The 20,048-nt window shown below is 70.6% G+C and carries 22 protein-coding genes; 7 read left to right on the top strand and 15 right to left on the bottom strand.

Going from position 1 to position 20,048, the window contains the following annotated elements:
* Positions 1–14: 14 nt before the first annotated feature.
* The gene (locus BLW84_RS17825; RefSeq protein WP_093266710.1) at positions 15–1,382 is read right to left on the bottom strand and encodes an FAD-binding oxidoreductase; all 1,368 of its coding nucleotides are present in this window, start codon (positions 1,380–1,382) and stop codon (positions 15–17) included.
* A 64-nt stretch (positions 1,383–1,446) separates the two neighbouring features.
* Here BLW84_RS17825 and BLW84_RS17820 point away from each other — a divergent pair, with 64 nt between their 5' ends.
* Together BLW84_RS17820 and BLW84_RS17815 are read left to right on the top strand one after the other, a co-directional pair.
* Positions 1,447–2,421 carry a helix-turn-helix transcriptional regulator gene (locus BLW84_RS17820; RefSeq protein WP_093266708.1) on the top strand — a complete coding sequence of 325 codons (975 nt, stop codon included), beginning with the start codon at positions 1,447–1,449 and terminating at the stop codon, positions 2,419–2,421.
* Positions 2,422–2,559: 138 nt separating this feature from the next.
* Positions 2,560–2,739 carry a hypothetical protein gene (locus tag BLW84_RS17815; protein WP_093266707.1) on the top strand — a complete coding sequence of 60 codons (180 nt, stop codon included), beginning with the start codon at positions 2,560–2,562 and terminating at the stop codon, positions 2,737–2,739.
* Positions 2,740–2,928: 189 nt separating this feature from the next.
* On the opposite strand, the gene BLW84_RS17810 is transcribed toward BLW84_RS17815, so the two are convergent.
* From BLW84_RS17810 to BLW84_RS17790, 5 genes are read right to left on the bottom strand one after another with little or no spacing between them, the layout of a single operon-like run.
* On the bottom strand, positions 2,929–4,095 hold the full coding sequence (locus BLW84_RS17810) for a lipid-transfer protein (RefSeq protein ID WP_093266705.1): 1,167 nt from the start codon (positions 4,093–4,095) through the stop codon (positions 2,929–2,931).
* A complete protein-coding gene (locus BLW84_RS17805) occupies positions 4,092–4,517 on the bottom strand; it encodes a MaoC family dehydratase (RefSeq protein WP_245761218.1) in 426 nt (141 codons plus the stop codon). Before BLW84_RS17805 ends, BLW84_RS17810 begins: the two co-directional genes overlap by 4 nt.
* A complete protein-coding gene (locus tag BLW84_RS17800; protein ID WP_093266704.1) occupies positions 4,514–5,470 on the bottom strand; it encodes a bifunctional MaoC family dehydratase N-terminal/OB-fold nucleic acid binding domain-containing protein in 957 nt (318 codons plus the stop codon). Before BLW84_RS17800 ends, BLW84_RS17805 begins: the two co-directional genes overlap by 4 nt.
* Positions 5,471–5,482: 12 nt before the next feature.
* On the bottom strand, positions 5,483–6,655 hold the full coding sequence (locus tag BLW84_RS17795) for an acyl-CoA dehydrogenase family protein (RefSeq protein WP_093266702.1): 1,173 nt from the start codon (positions 6,653–6,655) through the stop codon (positions 5,483–5,485).
* Positions 6,656–6,663: 8 nt separating this feature from the next.
* Entirely contained in the window at positions 6,664–7,716 is a 1,053-nt protein-coding gene (locus BLW84_RS17790; RefSeq protein ID WP_093266701.1) for an acyl-CoA dehydrogenase family protein, read from the bottom strand.
* Between the two features lie 202 nt (positions 7,717–7,918).
* Between BLW84_RS17790 and BLW84_RS17785 the strand changes: the two genes are divergently transcribed.
* Entirely contained in the window at positions 7,919–8,602 is a 684-nt protein-coding gene (locus tag BLW84_RS17785) for a class I SAM-dependent methyltransferase (RefSeq protein WP_218157364.1), read from the top strand.
* Between the two features lie 559 nt (positions 8,603–9,161).
* Here BLW84_RS17785 and BLW84_RS17780 read toward each other — a convergent pair.
* From BLW84_RS17780 to BLW84_RS17770, 3 genes are read right to left on the bottom strand one after another with little or no spacing between them, the layout of a single operon-like run.
* A complete protein-coding gene (locus BLW84_RS17780; RefSeq protein ID WP_245761217.1) occupies positions 9,162–10,211 on the bottom strand; it encodes a prenyltransferase in 1,050 nt (349 codons plus the stop codon).
* Positions 10,212–10,221: 10 nt separating this feature from the next.
* On the bottom strand, positions 10,222–10,944 hold the full coding sequence (locus tag BLW84_RS17775; protein ID WP_245761225.1) for a class I SAM-dependent methyltransferase: 723 nt from the start codon (positions 10,942–10,944) through the stop codon (positions 10,222–10,224).
* 2 nt (positions 10,945–10,946) lie between these two features.
* A complete protein-coding gene (locus BLW84_RS17770) occupies positions 10,947–12,200 on the bottom strand; it encodes a glycosyltransferase family 4 protein (protein WP_093266696.1) in 1,254 nt (417 codons plus the stop codon).
* A gap of 161 nt (positions 12,201–12,361) precedes the next feature.
* On the opposite strand from BLW84_RS17770, the gene kstR reads away from it, so the two are divergent.
* Positions 12,362–12,970: a cholesterol catabolism transcriptional regulator KstR gene (gene kstR / locus BLW84_RS17765; RefSeq protein WP_093266695.1), complete on the top strand. Its 609-nt coding sequence runs from the start codon at positions 12,362–12,364 to the stop codon at positions 12,968–12,970.
* Between the two features lie 43 nt (positions 12,971–13,013).
* Here kstR and BLW84_RS17760 read toward each other — a convergent pair whose 3' ends face one another.
* From BLW84_RS17760 to BLW84_RS17735, 6 genes are all read right to left on the bottom strand, one after another.
* Positions 13,014–14,054, bottom strand: coding sequence for an MBL fold metallo-hydrolase (locus tag BLW84_RS17760; protein ID WP_093266693.1), 1,041 nt, complete (start codon positions 14,052–14,054; stop codon positions 13,014–13,016).
* 353 nt (positions 14,055–14,407) lie between these two features.
* Entirely contained in the window at positions 14,408–15,037 is a 630-nt protein-coding gene (locus BLW84_RS17755; RefSeq protein WP_245761216.1) for a TetR/AcrR family transcriptional regulator, read from the bottom strand.
* Between the two features lie 167 nt (positions 15,038–15,204).
* Entirely contained in the window at positions 15,205–15,633 is a 429-nt protein-coding gene (locus BLW84_RS17750; RefSeq protein WP_093266692.1) for a MaoC family dehydratase, read from the bottom strand.
* Positions 15,634–15,636: 3 nt separating this feature from the next.
* Entirely contained in the window at positions 15,637–16,098 is a 462-nt protein-coding gene (locus BLW84_RS17745; protein WP_093266690.1) for a MaoC family dehydratase N-terminal domain-containing protein, read from the bottom strand.
* A 45-nt stretch (positions 16,099–16,143) separates the two neighbouring features.
* A complete protein-coding gene (locus BLW84_RS17740; RefSeq protein WP_093266689.1) occupies positions 16,144–17,307 on the bottom strand; it encodes an acetyl-CoA C-acetyltransferase in 1,164 nt (387 codons plus the stop codon).
* A 143-nt stretch (positions 17,308–17,450) separates the two neighbouring features.
* A complete protein-coding gene (locus BLW84_RS17735; RefSeq protein WP_093266687.1) occupies positions 17,451–18,290 on the bottom strand; it encodes an SAM-dependent methyltransferase in 840 nt (279 codons plus the stop codon).
* A 201-nt stretch (positions 18,291–18,491) separates the two neighbouring features.
* On the opposite strand from BLW84_RS17735, the gene BLW84_RS17730 reads away from it, so the two are divergent.
* The 3 genes from BLW84_RS17730 (at position 18,492) to BLW84_RS17720 (ending at position 20,039) form a co-directional block, all read left to right on the top strand.
* Positions 18,492–19,388 (top strand): helix-turn-helix domain-containing protein, encoded by an 897-nt coding sequence (locus BLW84_RS17730; protein WP_093266686.1) that lies wholly within the window; start codon positions 18,492–18,494, stop codon positions 19,386–19,388.
* A 110-nt stretch (positions 19,389–19,498) separates the two neighbouring features.
* The gene (locus BLW84_RS17725; protein WP_245761224.1) at positions 19,499–19,732 is read left to right on the top strand and encodes a DUF397 domain-containing protein; all 234 of its coding nucleotides are present in this window, start codon (positions 19,499–19,501) and stop codon (positions 19,730–19,732) included.
* Positions 19,733–19,763: 31 nt separating this feature from the next.
* Positions 19,764–20,039 (top strand): hypothetical protein, encoded by a 276-nt coding sequence (locus BLW84_RS17720; RefSeq protein ID WP_093266684.1) that lies wholly within the window; start codon positions 19,764–19,766, stop codon positions 20,037–20,039.
* Positions 20,040–20,048 lie beyond the last annotated feature (9 nt).

Raw genomic sequence — 20,048 nt, 5'->3', positions numbered from 1 at the left:
TGCAGGAACACTTCTCAGCGCGCCGGCGGGATGTTGTGGTTCAGGCGGAAGAGGTTCTTCGGGTCGCGGGCTTTCTTCAGAGCGCCGAGACGCTCGTAGTCGGCCGGGTCGTAGGCCGCGCGGACGCCTTCCGGATTGGCGCTGCCGCCCGCCAGGAAGTTCAGGTTCCGGCCGCCCGTCGACCACGGGGCCATCTCGCGCATGACGCGGCTCTGCAGCTCGCGAGCCGCGTCGACGGTGGCTTCGTCGACCTTGGAGTTGACGCCGAAGACGTACGGCGCGTCGCGGTGCCCGACGCAGTTGTCCACCGGCCGGGACAGCGCGCCACCGAGGTGGCGGACCTCGACCACGCACCGCTGCGGCGCGTCCGGGCCGACCAGGCCGAGCAGCGTCTTGATCGCCGCGTCGTCGAAGTCGCGCAGCATCGCGTTGTCCGTGACGTAGCCCATCGGCTGGACCGGGTCGTTGTTGATCGAGCCGACCTCCCGGTACGGCATCTCGCGCACCGAGTCGATCAGCCGCGGCCCGACCGCCCGCAACGGCTCGGTCAGCCGCTCCCCCTCCGCCGGATCACCGGCGTACGCGATGCGCACGTGCACGACGTGGCGGCCGCGCAGCGGCTCCGGCAAGGCCGGAACGTCCGGGAACGGGACCAGCGCGACCGAGGAGGTCATCTCCTCCGGCAGGTCGCGGGTCCACTGCTGCCAGGTCCGCAGCACGTCACCGATCAGGTGCGAGTCGAAGTACAGCCCGCCGCCGTAGAGGCTCGCGACCGGCATCAGGTCCACCTCCATTCCGGTCACCACGCCGAAGTTGCCGCCCGCGCCGCGCAGCGCCCAGAACAGCTCGGCGTCGGATTCGGCGGTGACGCGGCGGAACCGCCCGTCGGCGGTGACGATCTCGATGGCGCGCACGTGGTCGGCGGCGTAGCCGTAGCGCCGCCCGAGGTGCCCGAGGCCGCCGCCGAGGGTGTAGGACACCGCGCCGACGTGCGGCGCGCTGCCGGACAGCGGCGCCAGCCCGGACTCCGCCGCCGCCTCGACCACCTGGCCCCAGCGCACGCCCGCGGCGAACCACGCGGTGCGCCGCTCGGCGTCGATCCGGACCTCCGACATGCGGCCGGTCGTGATCAGCAGCCCGCCCTCGACCTCGGACGCGATGCCGTGACCGGTGCTGAGCACCGCCACCGGCAGGTCGCGCTCCGCCGCGAACTCGACCGCCGCCCGCACGTCCGCCGCGTCGACCGCGCCCACCACGACCTGCGGTCGGCGCTGGTCGAAGGCCAGGAACCCGGAGCGTTCGGCGCCGTAGTCGGCTTCTCCCGGCAGGAACACCGGTCCCTGCACGCGGTCGGTCAGTGCGGCGAATTCGTTTGGTGCCATGGCAGGAACGCTAACCCACCTTGAGGACAGCTTTTGTCCTAAGGGGTGTGCGATCCTGAAAAACATGACGACGACGCTGCCCGCCCGGTTGCTCCGTCTGCTGTCGCTGCTGCAGAGCCGCCGCGAGTGGTCCGGCGGCGAGCTGGCCGACCGGCTGGAGGTCACCGGCCGCACCGTGCGCCGCGACATCGACCGGCTCCGCGAGCTCGGCTACCCGGTCGAGAGCACCACCGGCACCGCGGGCGGCTACCGGCTGGCCTCGGGCAAGAACCTGCCACCGCTGCTGCTCGACGACGACGAAGCCGTGGCGGTGGCGGCCGGGCTGCTCACCGCCGCCAGCGGCAGCGTGACCGGCATCGAGGAGAGCTCGATCCGCGCGCTGGCCAAGCTGGAGCAGGTGCTCCCGACCCGACTGCGCGGTCGGGTGGGGGCCCTCGCGTGCGCGACGGTGCCGGTGGTGGTGCGCGACGGCCCACAGGTCGACGCCGGGACGCTGGCGCTCATCGGGGCGGCCTGCCGTGATCACGAGGTGCTGTCCTTCGACTACGAGAAGCGCGGCGGCGCGGCGGAATCCCGTCGGGTCGAACCGCACAGCCTGGTCGCGGTGCGGGGCCTGTGGTACCTGATCGCCTTCGACCGCGACCGCGAGGACTGGCGCACCTTCCGCGTCGACCGCCTGATTCGGCCGCTGGCCACCGGACGCCGCTTCGAACCGCGCGCCCTCCCCGCGGAAAGCCCGGCCGCGCACATCCGCCGCTCGATCATCGACGCGCCCTACCGCTACTCCGCCCGGGTCACGGTGCAAGCCCCGGCCGAGACCGTGCGCGAGCACCTGCACCCGTTGCTGCCGGACCGGGTCGCCCCGATCGACGAGCACAGCTGCACCGTGCGGCTCGGTGAGGACGCGCTGCCCGCGATCACCCGGCGCGTCCTCGACCTGGCGGTCCTCGACGCGGCCTTCACCATCGACGCCCCGGACGACCTGCGCGATCACCTGCGATCACGCCTCGGGCGATTGCTCGACGTGCTGTCCGGGTAGCCGACCGGGGCGCGACGCGATCACCGGCGACCACAGCGCGTGTCCAAATTTCCCCCGAGGAACCGACCGTTTGCACCTTTTCCTCGAAGCGATCTCGGCCGACGTGAAGTCCGAGGGCACGAAGATCAGGAGCGAACCATGGGAGCCGGCGGCGCAATCCGAGCCAACCACGCGCAGTACCGAGGCCGGATCGCACTCCGCTGGAGACCCCTGCACATCCCGAACATGGACGAATGCCCGGCGGGCGGCGGCCACGCCCCGGTTCCGAAGCAGGGCGGCGGCGGCCGGATCTGCCTCAAGTGCGGCGAATCCTGCTGACCCGCGTCCCACCGCCCGGGCAGCACGCGTAGCGGCCTGCGCCGTCGGCAAGGTGAAGCGAACGGCCTGTTCACCTCACCCACCGAGACGAACGGTCCGTTCACTCCACTCCACCAGCGGGTATCCACCGCCGCTGCGCCGGACGAGTTCTCGAACAGCCTCTGCCGCGGCCGAAAGCGCTCACGACAGTCACGCCCGGGACAGCACCAGGCCGCTGGTCGGGACGCCGGTTCCGGCCGTGACCACGACGTGCCCGACGTCGTCGACCTGGTTCACCGCCGAGCCCCGGACCTGCCGGACCGCCTCGGCGATGCCGTTCATCCCGTGGATGTAGGCCTCGCCGAGCTGGCCGCCGTGGGTGTTCAGCGGCAGCCGTCCGCCGAGTTCGATCGCGCCGTCGGCGATGAAGTCCTTCGCCTCGCCGCGCCCGCAGAAGCCCAGTTCCTCCAGCTGCACCAGCACGAACGGCGTGAAGTGGTCGTAGAGGATGCCGACCTGGACGTCCTGCGGCCCGATGCCCGCCTGCCGCCACAGCTGGCGGGCCACCACGCCCATCTCCGGCAGCGCCGCCAGGTCGTCGCGGTAGTAGCTGGTCATGGTGAACTGGTCGGCGCCGCTGCCCTGCGCGGCCGCCGCCACGACGGCCGGCGGGTGCGGCAGGTCCGCGGCCCGCGCCCGGCTCGTCACCACGATCGCCACCCCGCCGTCGCTCTCCTGGCAGCAGTCCAGCAGCCGCAGCGGCTCGGTGATCCAGCGCGACGCCTGGTGATCGGCCAGGGTGATCGGCCGCTGGTAGAACCAGGCGTGCGGGTTGGTCGCCGCGTGCTTGCGGTCGGCCACCGCGACGCGGCCGAAGTCCTCGCTGGTGGCGCCGTAGTCGTGCATGTAGCGGCGGGCGAACATCGCGACCTGCGCACCGGGCGTGGCCACGCCGACCGGATACGACCAGCTGTTGTCCAGCCCCGACGAGGTCGGTGCCGCGGCGGCCGCGGCCTGCACCTGCCCGAACCGGCTCCCGGAGCGCTCGTTGAACGCCCGGTAGCAGACCACGACCTCCGCCACTCCGGTGGCGACGGCCATCGCGGCCTGCTGCACCGTGGCGCACGCCGCACCGCCGCCGTAGTGGATGCGGCTGAAGAAGCTCAGCTCCGGGATGCCCAGTTCCCGGGCGACGGCCGTCTCGGTGTTGTTGTCCATGGTGAAACTCACCAGACCATCCACATCGGACGGTTCCAGCCCGGCGTCCGCGAGGGCGGCCCGGACCGCCTCGGCGGCCAGCTGCAGCTCGCTGCGCCCGGAGTCCTTGGAGAACTCCGTCGCGCCGATCCCGACGATCGCTGCTTCACCCGTGATCACCGCGCCACCTCCGGAAGTGCCACCCGGACCGTGCCGGTGACGTGCGTGCCGAGGCTGTTGCGGCCCAGCACCTCCACGACGAGCACGTCCCCGTCCCGCTCCAGCACCTGGCCGTGCATGGTCAGGGCGTCGTAGGCGTAGCACGGCACGCCGAGCTTGATCGCCACTCCGCGCACCAGGGCCTCCGGCCCGGCCCAGTCGGTGACGTAGCGCTGCACCAGGCCGGTGGTGGTGAGGATGTTGACGAAGATGTCCTTGGAGCCCTTGGCCACCGCGAGGTCGCGATCGTGGTGCACGTCCTGGAAGTCGCGGGTGGCGATGGCGGTGCTGACCACGAAGGTCGGCGAGACCTCGATGCGTTCCTCCGGCAGCGCGTCGCCGATGGTCACCTCGGCGAGCGACCGCGTTCGAGCCAGTGTCATGACGCCTTCGGCCTCCATCCGGGTAGCACCAGTTCGTCGTCGATCCGCTGGAAGTCGGCCACGACCCGCTGGCCGATCTCGACCGCCGCCGGGTCGACGCCGCGCAGCTCGCCGAGCATCCGCACGCCCTCGTCGAGCTCGACCAGCGCGACGACCAGCGGCAGTTCCTTGCCCGGCACCGGCGGATGGTGGTGCACGATGTAGCTGTAGACCTCGCCGATGCCCTCGGAGACCAGGTAGGTCCGCTTGGTGGCGCCGCATTCGGGGCACATCGGCCCCGGCGGATGCCGCAGCAGGCCGCACTGGCCGCAGCGCTGGATGCGCAGCTCACCGGCCGCCGTGCCTTCCCAGAAGTACGCGGTGTCCCGGTTGATGGCCGGCCGGATCACATCGACAACGGCTCGTTGTTGCGGCGCTTCGGGTTTCTGCTCCGGCGGGCGGAACTTCAGGACCCGGAACAGCATCTCGGCCACCGGCTCGTCGCCGACGTACCAGGTGTTGCGGGTGGTGACGAACCAGCCCTCGCCGAGCCCGGTGCGCTTCGGCCCGACCACGCCGTCCAGCCTGGTGGTGACGGTGAGCTGCTCGCCGTGCCGCAGGTACCGGTGGTAGGTCTGCTCGCAGTTGGTCGCGACGACCGAGGTGTACCCGGCATCGTCGAGCGCGGCCATCATCGCGTACAGCGGGTCGTCGGTGTCGCGGTCCGGGTGCAGGCCGCCCATCGTCCAGACCTGCGCCATCGCCGGGGGCGCGACCAGTCCACCATGGACCGATGCGGCCGCGTCGGTCGCCGAGGTGTAGACGGGGTTGGCGTCGCCGATCGCCTCCACCCAGTTGTTGATCATCGGGAGGTTCACGGGATCGCGCGCGGCTCGCGGGGCGCTGGGCCCGCGCTGCTGGATGCGTTGGGCGGCGGCCAGGATGGCGTCCGCCGCGGTGGCAGTGCTGGTCATGTTCCCTCCGGCTCAGCGCGGCACGCGTGGCAGGTCGAGTCCGGCAGTGGCGATCAGTTCGCGCTGCACCTCGTTGACGCCACCGCCGAAGGTGAGCACGAGGTTGCGCTTGTACTGCACGTCGAGCCAGGCGAGCAGGTCCGCGGTGTCCACATCGGACGGATCGCCGTGGTGGCCGACGACCTCGGCCAGCAGCCGGCCCAGGTGCTGGATGCGCTCCGAGGAGAACACCTTGGTCGCCGAGGCGTCCGCGACGGCCACCGGCCCGCGCGCGGCCGCCGCCGCGACCTGCCAGTTGAGCAGCTCGTTGACCCGCTCGCAGGCGCGCACCCGCGCGAGGACCCGGCGCACGTCGGGCAGTTCGAGCAGCGGGGTGCCGTCCGGTGCGGCCCGGCCCCGCGCCCACTCGCGCACCCGGTCGCGCATGCCGGCGATGCGCCCGGCCGGGCCGAGCATGACGCGCTCGTGGTTGAGCTGGGTGGTGATCAGCTTCCAGCCCCGGTCCTGCTCCCCCACCAGCATGTCCGCCGGCACCCGAACGTCCTGGTAGTAGCTGGCGTTGACGTGGTGGGCGCCGTCGCAGGTGATGATCGGCGTCCACGAGTAGCCGGGATCGCGGGTGTCCACGATGAGGATCGAGATTCCCTTGTGCTTCGGCGCCTCTGGGTCGGTCCGGCAAGCCAGCCAGATGTAGTCGGCGTCGTGCGCGCCGGTGGTGAAGATCTTCTGCCCGTTGACCACGTAGGAATCGCCGTCGCGGACCGCCGCGGTGCGCAGCGAGGCCAGGTCCGTGCCCGCGTCGGGCTCGGTGTAGCCGATCGCGAAGTGGATCTCGCCGGCGAGGATCTTGGGCAGGAAGAACGCCTTCTGCTCGGGCGTGCCGTAGGCCTGCAGGGTCGGCCCGACCGTTTGCAGCGTCACGGCGGGCAGCTGCACATCCGCCCGCGCGGCCTCGTTGGCGAAGATCAGCTGTTCGACGTCGCCGAAGCCGCGGCCGCCGTACTCGACGGGCCAGCCGACGCCGAGCCAGCCGTCCCGCCCCATCCGGCGCACCACGTCGCGGTGCGCCGAGCAGTGCCGGTCCACCGCCATCCGCTCGCGCTCGTCGCGCGTCACGAGATCGCCGAAGTAGGCCCGCAGTTCGTCCTGCAGGGCGCGTTGCTCGGCGGTGAGTTCGATGAACATGCCCCTCCTCAGGCTCGTGCCGCGAGCACGTCCAGGCGGTGCTGCGCGCCGCCTGCCAGCCGGGCGAGGTCGGTGATCAGCGACGAATAGCGGTGCAGCGGGTAGGTGATGTCCAGGCCGAGGCCGCCGTGCAGGTGGTGGCAGGTCTGCAACACGGCCGGCGCCTCCTCGGCGAGCCACCACGCGGCGACCGCCAGGTCCTCGACGGCGTCGAGCCCGGCGGCCAGCCGCCAGGACGCGGACTGCGCGGCCAGGTGCAGGGTGCGGGCCGCGATGTAGACGTCGGCGATCTGCTGTGCGACGGCCTGGAAGGCGGCCAGCGGCTTGCCGAACTGGTGCCGGGTGCGCAGGTGTTCCGCGGTGTGGCCGAGCGCGCCGGCCACACCGCCGTCACCCACGGCGCAGATGCCCGCGACCGCGCATGCGTGCAGGTCGGCGAGCACTGCTCGGTCCGGCGCGCCGCCGAGGAACTCGCCGGGCGCGCCATCGAGGCGGACCGCCCATTCGATGCCAGAAGACGACCGCACCTGGTGCAGCGTCACGCCCCGCGCGGCCGGGTCGACCAAGACGACTCCGGGGCCGTCCGGCGTGCTCGCGGAGACCAGGATCCGGTGCGCGAGGTCGGCGTGCAGAACACCGGTCTTCGCGCCGGAAACGCGGCCGTCCACCGCCTCGGTGCGCGGCTCGTCCGGCAGCGGCGACGACGGCTCGTTCAGCGCGGCGGTGAGGATCTTGCCGTCCAGCAGCTCGTCCTGCTGGGCTGGCGTGCCGTGGCGCGCGACCGGCAGGACGCCGAAGGCCAGCGTGCTCAGGGCGGGGACGTCGGCCGCGGCGCGCCCGATCTCGGTGAGGACGATCGCCGTCTCCAGCACGCCGAGCCCCGCCCCGCCCAGCCGCTCCGGCACCGCCAGGGATCGCAGCCCCGCGTCGCCCAACGCCTTCCAGATCGCCTCGTCGTAACGGGTTCCATCGCCTGGTGCGCCGCGACCGGATTCGCGTCGCAGCACCTCGGCGGCCAGATCTTGCACGGATTGCTGCGTTTCCCCGAAGGCGAACTCCATCCGACCCGCCTCATCCATTGCCCGGTACTGAAACTTGTTCTAGTAGTACCGGCGGGCGGACCGCAATGCAAGCGGTCGACTGCCACGACAACGTTGACGACCGCACCCCCGGCCCGACGAACGACAACAGGTTCTACCGGAACTGTGCAGTTCAGGAGGTAGGATTCCGGCGGCACCGAACCGGACCAGACGGAGGACCCACGTGACGCAGGGATCGGCCACCGACCGCGAGCAGCACCCCCCGATCCCGGCGGATCTGCGCGAGCTCGCCGAGCAGGCCACCGGATTCATGCCGCCGGACGAGGGCCAGGCGCTCTACGAGGCGGCGCTGGAGCACCTCGGCACCGGCGTGGCGGTCGAAATCGGGACCTACTGCGGCAAATCGGCCATCTACCTCGGCGCCGCGGCCCGCCGCACCGGTGGCCGCGTCGTCACCGTCGACCACCACCGAGGCTCCGAAGAGCACCAGCCGGGCTGGGAGTACCACGACCCGAACCTGGTCGACCCGGTCGTCGGGAAGCTGGACACGCTGGGCGAATTCCGCCGGACGATCGCCGCGGCCGACCTGGAGGACGAGGTCACGGCCATCGTCGGCCGCTCCGGAGCGGTCGCGGAGTTCTGGCGAACGCCGCTGTCGCTGCTGTTCATCGACGGCGGCCACACCGACGCGGCGGCGAGCACGGACTACGAGGGCTGGGCGCACTGGCTGGCGCCGGGCGGCGCCCTGGTCATCCACGACGTCTTCCCGAACCCGGAAGACGGAGGCCAAGCGCCCTACCGCATCTACTGCCGAGCCATGGAAACGGGAGCCTTCAGCGAAACCCGCGTCGTCGGCTCCCTCCGGGTCCTCCAACGCACAACGGGCGAACCCGGCACCCGCCCCTGAACCGAGCCCCTGAAACCCACCAGATCCCACCGACCCCGGTCCCCGGGCATGCACCGACCCCAACCCCAGCCATCTCCGGCCCCAAGCGCCTTCAGTCCCAAGCTGGCACCGGCCCCGAGGCGTCTCCGGTCCCGAGGTCCACAGTTTCAATTGAAACCTGAGGTCCAGTTTCAATTGAAACTGGACTCCTTCGGCGTGTCGGACCACGACACGCCGAAGACTGTGGACAACTTCCGCAATTTCAATGAGCGTTTTTCATCCTGGTCGGCCCGCAGTCGCGGGTCGCAAAGCTGCACGTCGATGGGCTGTCGCATGCGCCGCAGGCGCATAGCCCACCTACGACACCTGCACCGCCGCGGGTTCACGGCGCCCACCCCTTCGGGGTTCCCTCGGCGAGGACGGCCCCTCCGCCGTGTACCGGACATACATCAGGAGGGGCACCCACAGACCAGGGAGCCTCTGAGGTTCCGCCACCCGCACCGCCACGCAAACTGAGGTTGAAAAAACCTCATTGAAACTGGCGGACACACGTGGTCGGCGACGGCGCGGGGAGGGTGGATCAGGTGCCGGGGACGTTCTCGAGTTCGCAGCAGGGGACGTTCTCGACCGGCAGGCCAGTCGGGAGCTTCTCGCCCCGGAAGATGCCGTTGCCCGGCGTCGTGCGGGACAGCGCGTCCGCCGCCAGGACAACCGCCGCACCGGTCCAGGTCGAGCGCTCCTCCGGCCAGCGCTTGCCGTCCGCGAAGACCAGGCCCGTCCAGTACGAGCCGTCCGGGTCGCGCAGGTGCTGCATCGCCGCGAGCAGGTCGCGGGCCCGGTCGTGCTCGTCCAGCGCATCCAGGCTCAGCACCAGTTCGCAGGTTTCCGCGCCGGTGACCCACGGGTGGTCGTCGACGCAGCGCACCCCGAGCCCGTCCACGACGAAGTCAGACCAGCGCGCGAACAACCGCTGCCGCCCGGCCTCGCCGCGCAACGCCCCGCCGAGGATCGGGTAGTACCAGTCCATCGAGTACCGGTGCTTCGGCGTGAACGCTTCCGGGTGGTGGCGCAGCGCGTGCCCGAGCCGGCCCAGCGCCACCTCCCAGTCCGGCTGCGGCTGATCCAGGTACTCGGCCAGCGCGAGGGCGCAGCGCAGGCTGTGGTGGATGCTGGAGCAGCCCGACAGCAGCGCCTCGCCGGTAGGGATGCCCGACTCCCCCACCGCCCAGTCGATCTCGCCCCGCTCCCGCTGCGCGGTGAGCACGAAGTCGATCGCGGCCCGCACCACCGGCCACATCCGCTCCGCGAACCGGTCATCACCGCTGATCAGGAAGTAGTGCCACACGCCGACGGCCGGATACGCGCAGAAGTTGGTGTCCGACCCGGCGTCCTCGATCCGCCCGTCGCGGACCTGCAACGGCCACGAGCCGTCCGGACGCTGGGTCGCGCGCAGCCACTCGTAGGCGTGCTCCGCCTCGGCGAGCAGCCCGGTCGCGGCCATCGCCATCGCCGACTCGACGTGGTCCCACGGGTCCACGTGCCCGCCCGGGAACCACGGCACCGCGCCCGATTCCAGCTGCGTCGCGGCGATGGCCTTGCCGGTCTGGGCGGCCGCCTCGGCGGACAGCACGCCCGGAACCTCAGGCCCCGGCACGGGCCGACCCCGGCTTGCCCAGGTAGACCGCGATGCTCTTGCCCATCACCGGGTCCAGCAGGCGCTCGGCGGTGCGGGTGATCCAGGGCCCCTTCATCAGGTCCCACACCAGCATCCGGTGGTAGAGCTTGGGCAGCGGGTGGTCGTCGTTGTCGGTGCCGACCGCGCACTTCAGCCACCAGTACGGCGAGTGCAGCGCGTGCGCGTAGTGGCGGAACGCCGGGCGCAGGCCCGCGTCGCGAAGCTTGCCGATCAGCTCGTCGGCGGAGTAGATCCGCACGTGGCCGCCCTCGACCTGGTGGTACTCGTCCGACAGCGCCCAGCAGATCTTCTCCGGCCACGCGCGCGGAACCGTCACGACCACCCGGCCGCCGGGCTTGACGACGCGCACCAGCTCGCGCATCGCCTTCTCGTCCTCGGGGACGTGCTCCATGATCTCCGAGGCGATCACGCAGTCGAAGTGCTCGTCCGGGAAGGGCAGCGCGAGCGCGTCACCGGAGACGGTCTGCGCGGCGGCGCCGTCGGGCACCTGGTTCTCGGCCTTCATCGCGGCGAACATCGCCGCCACGTTCTCCAGCTCCGCGACGTCCTGGTCGAACGCGATCACGTCCGCCCCGCGCCGGTAGAGCTCGAAGGCGTGCCGCCCCGCGCCGCAGCCCAGGTCCAGCACGCGCTGGCCCGGCTGCACACCGAGCTTGTCGAAGTCCACCGTCAGCAAGTTGCTCCCTCCCCGGCGCGCGCCCTCCGCGCGATCGCCTCGGCGTAGCAGTCGACCGTCGCCGCTGCCACCGATTTCCAGCTGTACTTCGCCAAAACCCGAGCCCGGCCGGCCGCGCCGAGCCGCTGCCGCCGATCGGCCGAGTCGAGCAGCCCGGCCAGCGCCTTCGCCAGCGCCTCGGCGTCGCCGGGCGGGACGAGGTCGGCGCACTCGCCGTCCGGCCCGGCCACCTCCGGGATCGCCCCGGCGCGACTGGCCACCAGCGGCGTCGCGCAGGCCATCGCCTCGACCGTCGGCAGCGAGAACCCCTCGTAGAGCGACGGCACACAGGCCACCTCGGCGGAACCGAGCAGCTCCGCCAGCTCGGCGTCGCTGATGCCGCTGACGGTGCGCACCACGTCGCCGATGGCCAGCTCCTCGATGCGCTGCTCGGTCGGCCCGCCGGGCGTCGGCTTCGCGACCAGCACCAGCTCCACGGCGCGTTCGGTGCGCAGCTTCGCGACCGCCTCCAGCAGCGTGCCGATGCCCTTCATCGGGGTGTCCGCGCTGGCCATCGCCACGATGCGGCCGGGCACCCGGGGCGCGGTCGGCGGCTTGAACACCTCGGCGTCCACGCCCAGCGGCACCACCTGCAGCTGCTTCGCGGCCACGCCGAAGTCGCGCCGGATGTCGGCGGCCGAGGACTCCGAAACGGTCAGCAGCTGCGGAATCCGGCGCGCCACCCGCGCCTGCATGCGGGTGAACCCGTACCAGCGGCGCACCCCGACCCGCCGCCAGCCGGTGGTCCCGGCCAGGTCGACCCGGCGGTCGTGCGTGATCGGGTGGTGCACGGTCGCGACCAGCGGAATCCCGGCGCGCTGCAAGGCAAGCAGGCCGTAGCCCAGGCATTGGTTGTCGTGGATCACGTCGAACTCGTGGCGCCGGGCGCGCAGCAGCTTCGCCGCCCGCAGGCTGAAGGTCAGCGGTTCGGGGAAGCCGGCGGTCCACATGGTGCCGACCTCCAGCAGGTCGACGGCGTCACGCAGTTCCCGCCAGTTCGGGGTGCGGAACGGGTCCGCATCGTCGTAGAGGTCGAGGCTGTCCACCGCGGTCAGATCCACCCCGGGATCCAGCTCCGGGTACGGCTTGCCGGAGAACACCTCGACGTGATGGCCCAGTTCCGCCAGCCCTCGGCTGAGGTGCCGGACGTAGACGCCTTGCCCGCCGCAGTGCGGCTTGCTCCGGTAGGACAGCAACGCGATCCGCACGACTCACCTCACACAGCCAGCGCCCGGCGGGCTGGGTAGACTGGAACATGTTTCGATCGAACCACGTCGATCACCTTAACCCGTCAGGGTGGTGCGGCGACGAGCCGCGTGGTGACCACCACGCGTTTCGACCAACGAGTCTTCGAGGGGACCGACGCTGCATGGCAAGCACCTCGCGGAATGTGCTGCAGGCGCTCCGGGACGACGAGACCGGTTCCACTGCTCAGCACGAACGCCGCAAGCGAATCATCGACGCCACCATCGCGCTGGCCACCAAAGGTGGCTACGACGCGGTCCAGATGCGCACCGTCGCGGAGAAGGCCGACGTGGCGCTGGGGACGCTGTACCGGTACTTCCCGTCCAAGATCCACCTGCTGGTGACCGGCCTGGCCAGGGAGTTCGAGCGGGCCCAGGAGAAGATGGACCGCACGAAGATCCCCGGCGAAACGCCTTACGAGCGGGTCATGGTCGTGCTCAACCGCACCACCAAGACGCTGCAGCGCAACCCGCAGCTGACCGAGGCGATGACCCGCGCGTTCATGTTCGCCGACACCTCGGCGGCGGCCGAGGTCGACACCGTCGCGGCGCTGGTCGAGCGGTTCTTCACCAACGCCATGACCGTCGACGATCCCACCGACGAGGAGAAGGCGATCGCCCGGGTGATCGGCGACGTGTGGCTGTCCAACCTGGTCGCCTGGGTGACCCGCCGCGCATCCGCGTCCGACGTCTCCAACCGGCTGGAGCTCACCGTCCGCCTGCTGCTGGCGTGAGTCTTCCGGGGCCTGCCCCGGAAGACCCGCGCCGGCGGTCGCGTCAGGCCTGGCCGGGCACCGCGTACTCGACGATGCCGTCCGTCGCGGACGAGGTCAGGATTCCGCGGGTGACAAGGACATCCAGGTGTGCGTTGGTCTCGCCGACGGCCAGCACCTGGTTGAACAGGTCGAGGTCGGGCAGCTTGCGGTTGCGGCGGGTCCAGCCCAGCTTCAGCGCGGCCTCGTAGGCGGTGCCCGCCCCGTCCCGGATCGCCTCGGCCGTCTGGTCCAGCCGTTCCTCGTGGTGCTGCAGCAGTTCCGCGGCCCGGGTGTGCGAGCTCCCGCCCGTCGGGCCGTGCGCCGGCAGCAGCCGCATGTCCGGGTAGGACTGCATCAGGCGCAGCGAATCCAGGTACTCGCCCAGCGGGAGGTCGGCGCGCGCCGGTTCGACGCCGATGGACGGCGTGATGTGCGGCAGGATGTGGTCGCCGGAGAACATCAGCGACGACTCGGAGTCCAGGAACACCACGTGGCCCCGGGTGTGCCCCGGCGTCGGTACGGCGAGCAGGGTCCGGGACTGCAGGGGGATCTCGACCTTGCCCTCCAGCCACTCGTCCGGGAGTTCGTAGCTGCTGCTGGACTTCGGCGCCTTGCCGCCGTACGCCTCGGCGAGCTTGACGAGCAGCTCATCCGCGCCCCAGCGCCGCAGCCGCTCGGCTTCCGCCTCCTGCCGGTTGGCCAGCAGCGCCTCCACGGAGGGCTGTTCGCCCGCGCCGAGGCTGATCCGGGAGCCGAAGTTGCGGCGCAGCGCGACGGCGAGCGTGTAGTGGTCGCGGTGGGCGTGGGTCACCAGGAAGCGCTGCACGTCCTCGAAGCCGTAGCCGAGCTCGCCGAGCGCCGATTCGAGCTGGTCGCGGGCCTCGTCCAGGGCCCAGCCGGAGTCGACGAGCACCAGTCCGTCGCCGTCTTCGATGGCGTAGACGTTGACCGCGCGCAGCCCGTCGTTGGGCAGCGGCAGCGGAATCCGGTGCACGCCCGGCGCCACCTCGAACACCCCCGAGTTGATCCAGGCGTGCCGCGCTTCTGCCGCACCGTCGTTCACCGTTGACCTCCAGCCGTCCGCAGAACACTGCTCTCGCGAGGATAACCCGGCGCTCCGCGATGCGGAGAAGCTTCCCCGTTCCTGGAAAACGAGGCGAAACAGTTCGTTCTGACCATGACGGTGAGTGCTTGGGTGCTATAGCACACCAAAGCACTCACGGGAGGTGACCTGCGGGACCAATGCCGCATCATCCACAGGGGACGGTCCAGGTGCCGCGCGGCAGCGGCGAGTGGACTCTCGGCCTCCGTCCGACCTTCCGCAATCGGCCGCGCGGCTGGACGTCCTATTTGGACGTTCTGATGGCGGGATAGCGGCCTCCCGGGTACGCGAAGCGCCGCTCGTCGACCGCGCCGTCACTCCCGCGACACGATGCCGTCGCAGAGGATCTCGATGTACTGGTCCGCGATGGCGTCCGCGGTGAGATTTCCGCGCGGGTCGTACCAATGCACCGCCGTCCACACCATGTCGCGCATGAATCGGTAGGTCACCTTGGGGTCGAGGTCCTCGCGGAACACCCCGGCGCGCCGGCCGTCCTGCAGCAGGCTCGTCCAGGTCCGCTCGAAGTCCTCGGCCGCCTGCTGCAGGTAGCCGAACCGCTCGAACCCGCCGAGGTAATTCGACTCGTTCTGGAAGATCGCGATCGCCGCCCGGTACCGCCGCATCGCGCCGAAGGACCGCCGGATGAGCTCGGCGATCGCGGCGCGTGGGTCACTCGCCTCCCGCAGCACCTGCTCGTTGGTCTCGCGCTGGGCGTCGAGGAACTCGCGCAGGATCTCGTCGACCATCGACTCCTTGGAGTCGAAGTGGTGGTACAGGCTGCCGGAGAGGATGCCGGCGGCGTCGGCGATGTCCCGCACGGTGGTGGCGAGGAAACCGCGAGTGGCGAACAACTCGCCGGCGATGGCCAGCAATTCAGCCCGCCGCCCGGAGCCGCGGTTGGACAAGCGCTTGGTCGAAGCAACGGCACCATCTTCCCAGAACACCCCCGATCGCACCGCCGGAGGTCACGGATCTCGCGGTTCACCCGGCGACGGCCGGTCTCTCGCGAAATCGTCTCCCCCACGTTTCCCGCGCGCCCGATGACCCTGGCCGAATGACGCAGAGGTGCCTGTTCTCGTTCCGGGACAACGGGAACAGGCACCGCTCCGGGTCAGGCGAGTTGGACGACGGCCCTGGCCTTGGCCAGGACGTCGATTCCCCCGGAAGTGGCCGCGAGCTCGATCACAGCCTGCTTGTCGCCGAGCTTCTCCGCCACCCGGCCCGCGACCACGACCTCGACTCCTTCGTCGTCGTCCGGGACCACGACCGGCTTCGCGAAGCGGACGCCGTACTCCACCACCGCGCCCGGGTCTCCCACCCAGTCCGTGACCAGCCGCGCCGCCTCGGCCATGGTGAGCATGCCGTGCGCGATCACATCCGGCAGCCCCGCCTGCTTGGCGATCCGCTCGTTCCAGTGGATCACGTTGAAATCACCGGAAGCCCCGCAGTACTTCACCAGCGTCAGCCGGTGGATCGGATAGCGCTCGGGGCCGATCTCGGTGCCGACCTCGACGTCGTCGTAGCGCACGCTCGCCGGCATGCCTCACTCCCCTCCGGCCGCGGTGCCCCGCGACACGATGACGTTCACCGCGGTGCACACCAGCTCGCCGGCGCTGTCGCGGATGTCGGTCTCGATGCGCACCAGCTCGTTGCGCCCGGCGTCGCGGATCTCCGCGATCCGGCCCGTGGCGGTGAGCACGTCACCGGCCCGGATCGGCCGCCGGTAGCGGAACTGCTGCTCGCCGTGCACGACCATCCGGTAGTCGAGGCCGAACTCGGGGCGCCGGATCGGATTGTTCGACGACGCCGCACCGGCCGCGACGATGCCGAAGGTCGGCGGCGCGATCACGTCCGGATGCCCGAGCTCGCGAGCGGCGTCCGGGCTGCGGTAGGCCGGGTTGGCATCGCCGATGGCGTCGGCGAACTCGCGGATCTTGCCGCGCGTCACCTCGTACGGTTCGCCGGAACCGAAGGTATGCCCGACGAATTCCCGGTTGATGGCCATGAAACTCCTCTCACACCGCCGAAATCCGCTCGCTCGCGGCACCCGTCAGCCGAGGCGCTCGATGATCGTCACGTTCGCCGTGCCGCCGCCTTCGCACATCGTCTGCAGGCCGTAGCGGCCGCCCGTGCGCTCCAGTTCCGCCAGCATCGTCGTCATCAGCTTGGTCCCGGTCGCACCCAGGGGATGGCCCAGGGCGATGGCGCCGCCGTTGGGGTTGACCCGGGCCGGGTCGATGTCGATGTCCTTCAGCCAGGCCAGCACCACGCTCGCGAAGGCCTCGTTGATCTCCACCACGTCGATGTCCGAGGCGCTCAGCCCGGCCTTCGCCAGCGCGTGCCGGGTCGCCGGGATCGGCGCCGACAGCATGAAGACCGGGTCGTCGCCGCGCACGCTCATGTGGTGGATGCGCGCCCGCGGTGTCAGGTCGTGGTCGGCGACGGCCCGCTCGGAGGCGACCAGCAGCGCCGAGGCCCCGTCGGAGATCTGGCTGGCCAACCCGGCGGTGATGCGGCCGCCCTCGCGCAGCACCTTGAGCCCTTCGAGCTTCTCCTTGCTGGTGTCGCGGCGCGGCCCTTCGTCGCGCTCGACACCCGCGATCGGCGCGAGTTCCTCGTCGAACCGGCCCGCGTCGATCGCCTCGATCGCCCGCCGGTGGCTGGTCAGCGCGAACTCCTCCATGTCCGACCGGGAGATGTCCCACTTCTCGGCGATCAGCTCGGCACCGCGGAACTGCGTCACCTCGACGTCGCCGTAGCGGTCCTGCCAGCCCGCCGAACCGGAGTTCGGGCCGTAGGCGACGGGGAATCCGAGCTCCGCACCGCCCAGCAGCGCGCTGCCGATCGGGATGGCGCTCATGTTCTGCACACCGCCGGCGATCACCAGTTCGGCCGTGCCGCTGAGCACCGCCTGGGCGGCGAAGTGCACCGCCTGCTGGGAAGAACCGCACTGGCGGTCGATCGTCACGCCCGGGACGTGCTCCGGGAACCCGGCCGCCAGCCACCCGGTGCGGCCGATGTTGCCCGCCTGCGCGCCGACCGCGTCGACGCATCCCCACACCACGTCGTCGACCGCCGACGGGTCGATCCCGGTGCGGGCCACCACGTTTCGGAGCACGTGCGCGGACAGGTCGGCCGGATGGATTCCGCTGAGCCCACCGCCGCGCCGGCCCACCGGGGTCCGCGCCGCGTCGATGATGTACGCCTCCGCCATGACCGTCCCTCCGTCGCAGGCACCGGTCGGCTGATCCGGGCGAGGCACCGGCCGGGCAGGCTCGATCCGCTGGACACCAGCGGCAGCCGGAGTCTAGCCGAACAAGCAAGTGTTTGGTAGATTGCAAGGGTCGTTGCGCCGTCTCAGGGTTTGCGGGCTACCGCTCCTGCGATGCAGTGCTGCACCGGGTAGAGGGTGTCGAGCCGCGGGCCGGTCGGCCACCAGTCCGCACACTTCACCAGGCCCGGGTCGATGAGCTCCAGGCCCGGGAACATCGCCTCGATCTCGGTGCGGGTGCGGAACACCCCGGTTCCCATCGGGCTGTGCAGGAACGCCTGTTCCATCCGCCGGGCCAGCTCGCTGTACTCGTCGGTCTCCGGGTCGAGGAAGTGGCTGATGGCCACATAGGACCCCGATGGCAGCGCGCCGATGTACTCCCGCATGATGTCGGCCAGCGGCCGCTCGCCGTCGTAGTGGTGCAGCGTGCCCATTTGGAACAGCGCGACCGGTTCCGAGAAGTCCAGGTGCCGCTTGACGACCTCGTCCTGCAGGATCCGCGCCGGCTCGAAGATGTCGGCGGGGCTGAAGTGGGTCTGCGAGTTCTCCTCCAGCAACGCGCGGCCATGAGCGAGGACGACCGGGTCGTTGTCCACGTAGACCACCCGCGACTCCGGCTTGATCCGCTGCACCACCTGGTGGGTGTTTTCCGCAGTGGGCAGACCCGATCCGCAGTCGAGATACTGCGTGATCCCCGTTTCCGCGGCGAGGAACCGGCTGACCCGGATCAGGAACTGGCGGTTGTCCCAGGCCAGTTGCGCGGCCTCCGGCGTGACCTCCCGAACGCGCCGGAAGACCTCGCGGTCCACCTCGTAGTTGTCCTTCCCCCCGAGGAAAGCGTCGTAGACGCGGGCGATGCTGGCCTTGCTGGTGTCGATGTGAACCGGGGTCGCTTCATCATCGGACGCGGTGAGGTCGGCTGCCATGGTGTCCTCGCTTACGGGTGGGGTCGGGCGCCTCGGGGATTGCACAGAGTACGAGCTTCGTTTCAGGGAGTAAACGCCCGCCGCGCTTAGAATGTGAGCTCGCGCAAGTCGATCTTGAGCCGAACGAGTGGATCGATCGGTGCGGGTGCATCCACCGCGGCAGTGCGAGAATCGGGCGAAATTCGACCAGGAGGTGCGGCGATGGCTCGGGAACCGGGTGCGGGATCCGCCGATGGCGACGCGTCCGGGCCGGACGGCAGTCCGACCGCCCGCCGCATCATCCTGGGCGCGCAGCTGCGCCGGCTGCGGGAGGCCGCGGAGATCGCTCCGGCTGACGCCGCCTACGCGATCCGCGGCTCGGAATCCAAGATCAGCCGGATGGAACTGGGCCGGGTCGGCTTCAAGGAACGCGACGTCGCGGACCTGCTCACGATGTACGGCGTGAACGATCCGGCGGAGCGGGAGCACTTCCTCCGGCTGGTCGCCGAGTCCAAGCAGCCCGGCTGGTGGAACCGGTACGCGGAGGCCATGCCGCCGTGGTTCCAGGACTACGTCGGGCTCGAAGGGGTCGCCTCCCGGATCCAGACCTACGAGCTGCAGTTCGTGCCGGGCCTGCTGCAGACCGAGGCCTACGCGATGGCGGTCGCGAGCTCGGGGCATCCGAAGCTGGCCGATGACGAGACCCGGCGCCGGGTCTCGCTGCGCATGAAGCGGCAGCGGCTGCTCGCCCGCCCGGACGCGCCCCGGCTCTGGGCGGTCATCGACGAATCCGTGCTGCACCGGCCGATCGGCGGCGCCGCGGTGCTCCGCGCGCAGATCGACCACCTGCTGGAGATGACCAAGCTGCCGAACATCGCGCTGCAGGTGGTGCCGTTCTCGCTCAGCGGCTACGCGGCGGAGGGTTCGTTCACCATGCTCCGCTTCAACGAGCCCGAACTGCCGGACGTGGTCTACCTGGAGCACCTGGGCGGCGCGCTGTACCTGGACAAGCGGGAGGAGATCGAGTGGTACGGCAGAACACTCGATCGACTGATGGTGGACGCCCGTACTCCGGAACAAACCCGCCAATTGCTGCGAAAAGCCCGCGAAATCCTCTGACGCCGAAATCGTTCGAGTACGCACAGTGATCGCACATGTACGCAGAGCTGTGGTACGGTCCGGCGCAATGGCGAATGCAATTGCATGTGCAGTCGGCCGAGGGAGATCCGATGAACGGTCAGTTCGAGGTCCCGGTCTCCGCGCTGGGCGATGTGACCTGGCAGAAGTCGCGCCACAGCGGTAAGTGGGGCAACTGCGTAGAGGTCGCGGCCCTGGACGACGGCACCATCGCGATGCGCCAGTCTCGCCAGGCACAAGGCACCGCGCTGATCTATACCCGAGCCGAGCTGGCCGCTTTCGTGCGCGGCGCCAAGGATGGTGAGTTCGATGACCTCGTCAGTTGAAGTTGAGGACCAGGACGCTTCCAGTATCCGCTTGCGCAAGCTGGTGGCGCGGGGCTTCCGGCTGATGCCGCCGGTGCGCGACACCGACGGCGAGCTCATGGCGTTGATCTACGTGCGCCCGCACGGCGACATCGTCGACGTGGTCGAGCTCCGCGGCGAGGACGACGTGCGCGCTGCGCGGGTTTCCCGCGGGGCCGACTTCCGGGACGACCGGGCCGAGGCTCAGTGGCGCACGGCGGGTTCGGCGTGCGACGTGCTCGACCAGGTCCTCTCGCTCCCGGAGCGCCTCATCACGGTGCACGCCTGACCTCCGGTT

It is taken from the genome of Saccharopolyspora shandongensis, assembly GCF_900106995.1.
Taxonomy (GTDB): Bacteria; Actinomycetota; Actinomycetes; order Mycobacteriales; family Pseudonocardiaceae; genus Saccharopolyspora; species Saccharopolyspora shandongensis.
Note: the sequence above shows the minus strand (reverse complement) of the source record. Positions and strands in the feature narration are given on the sequence as shown.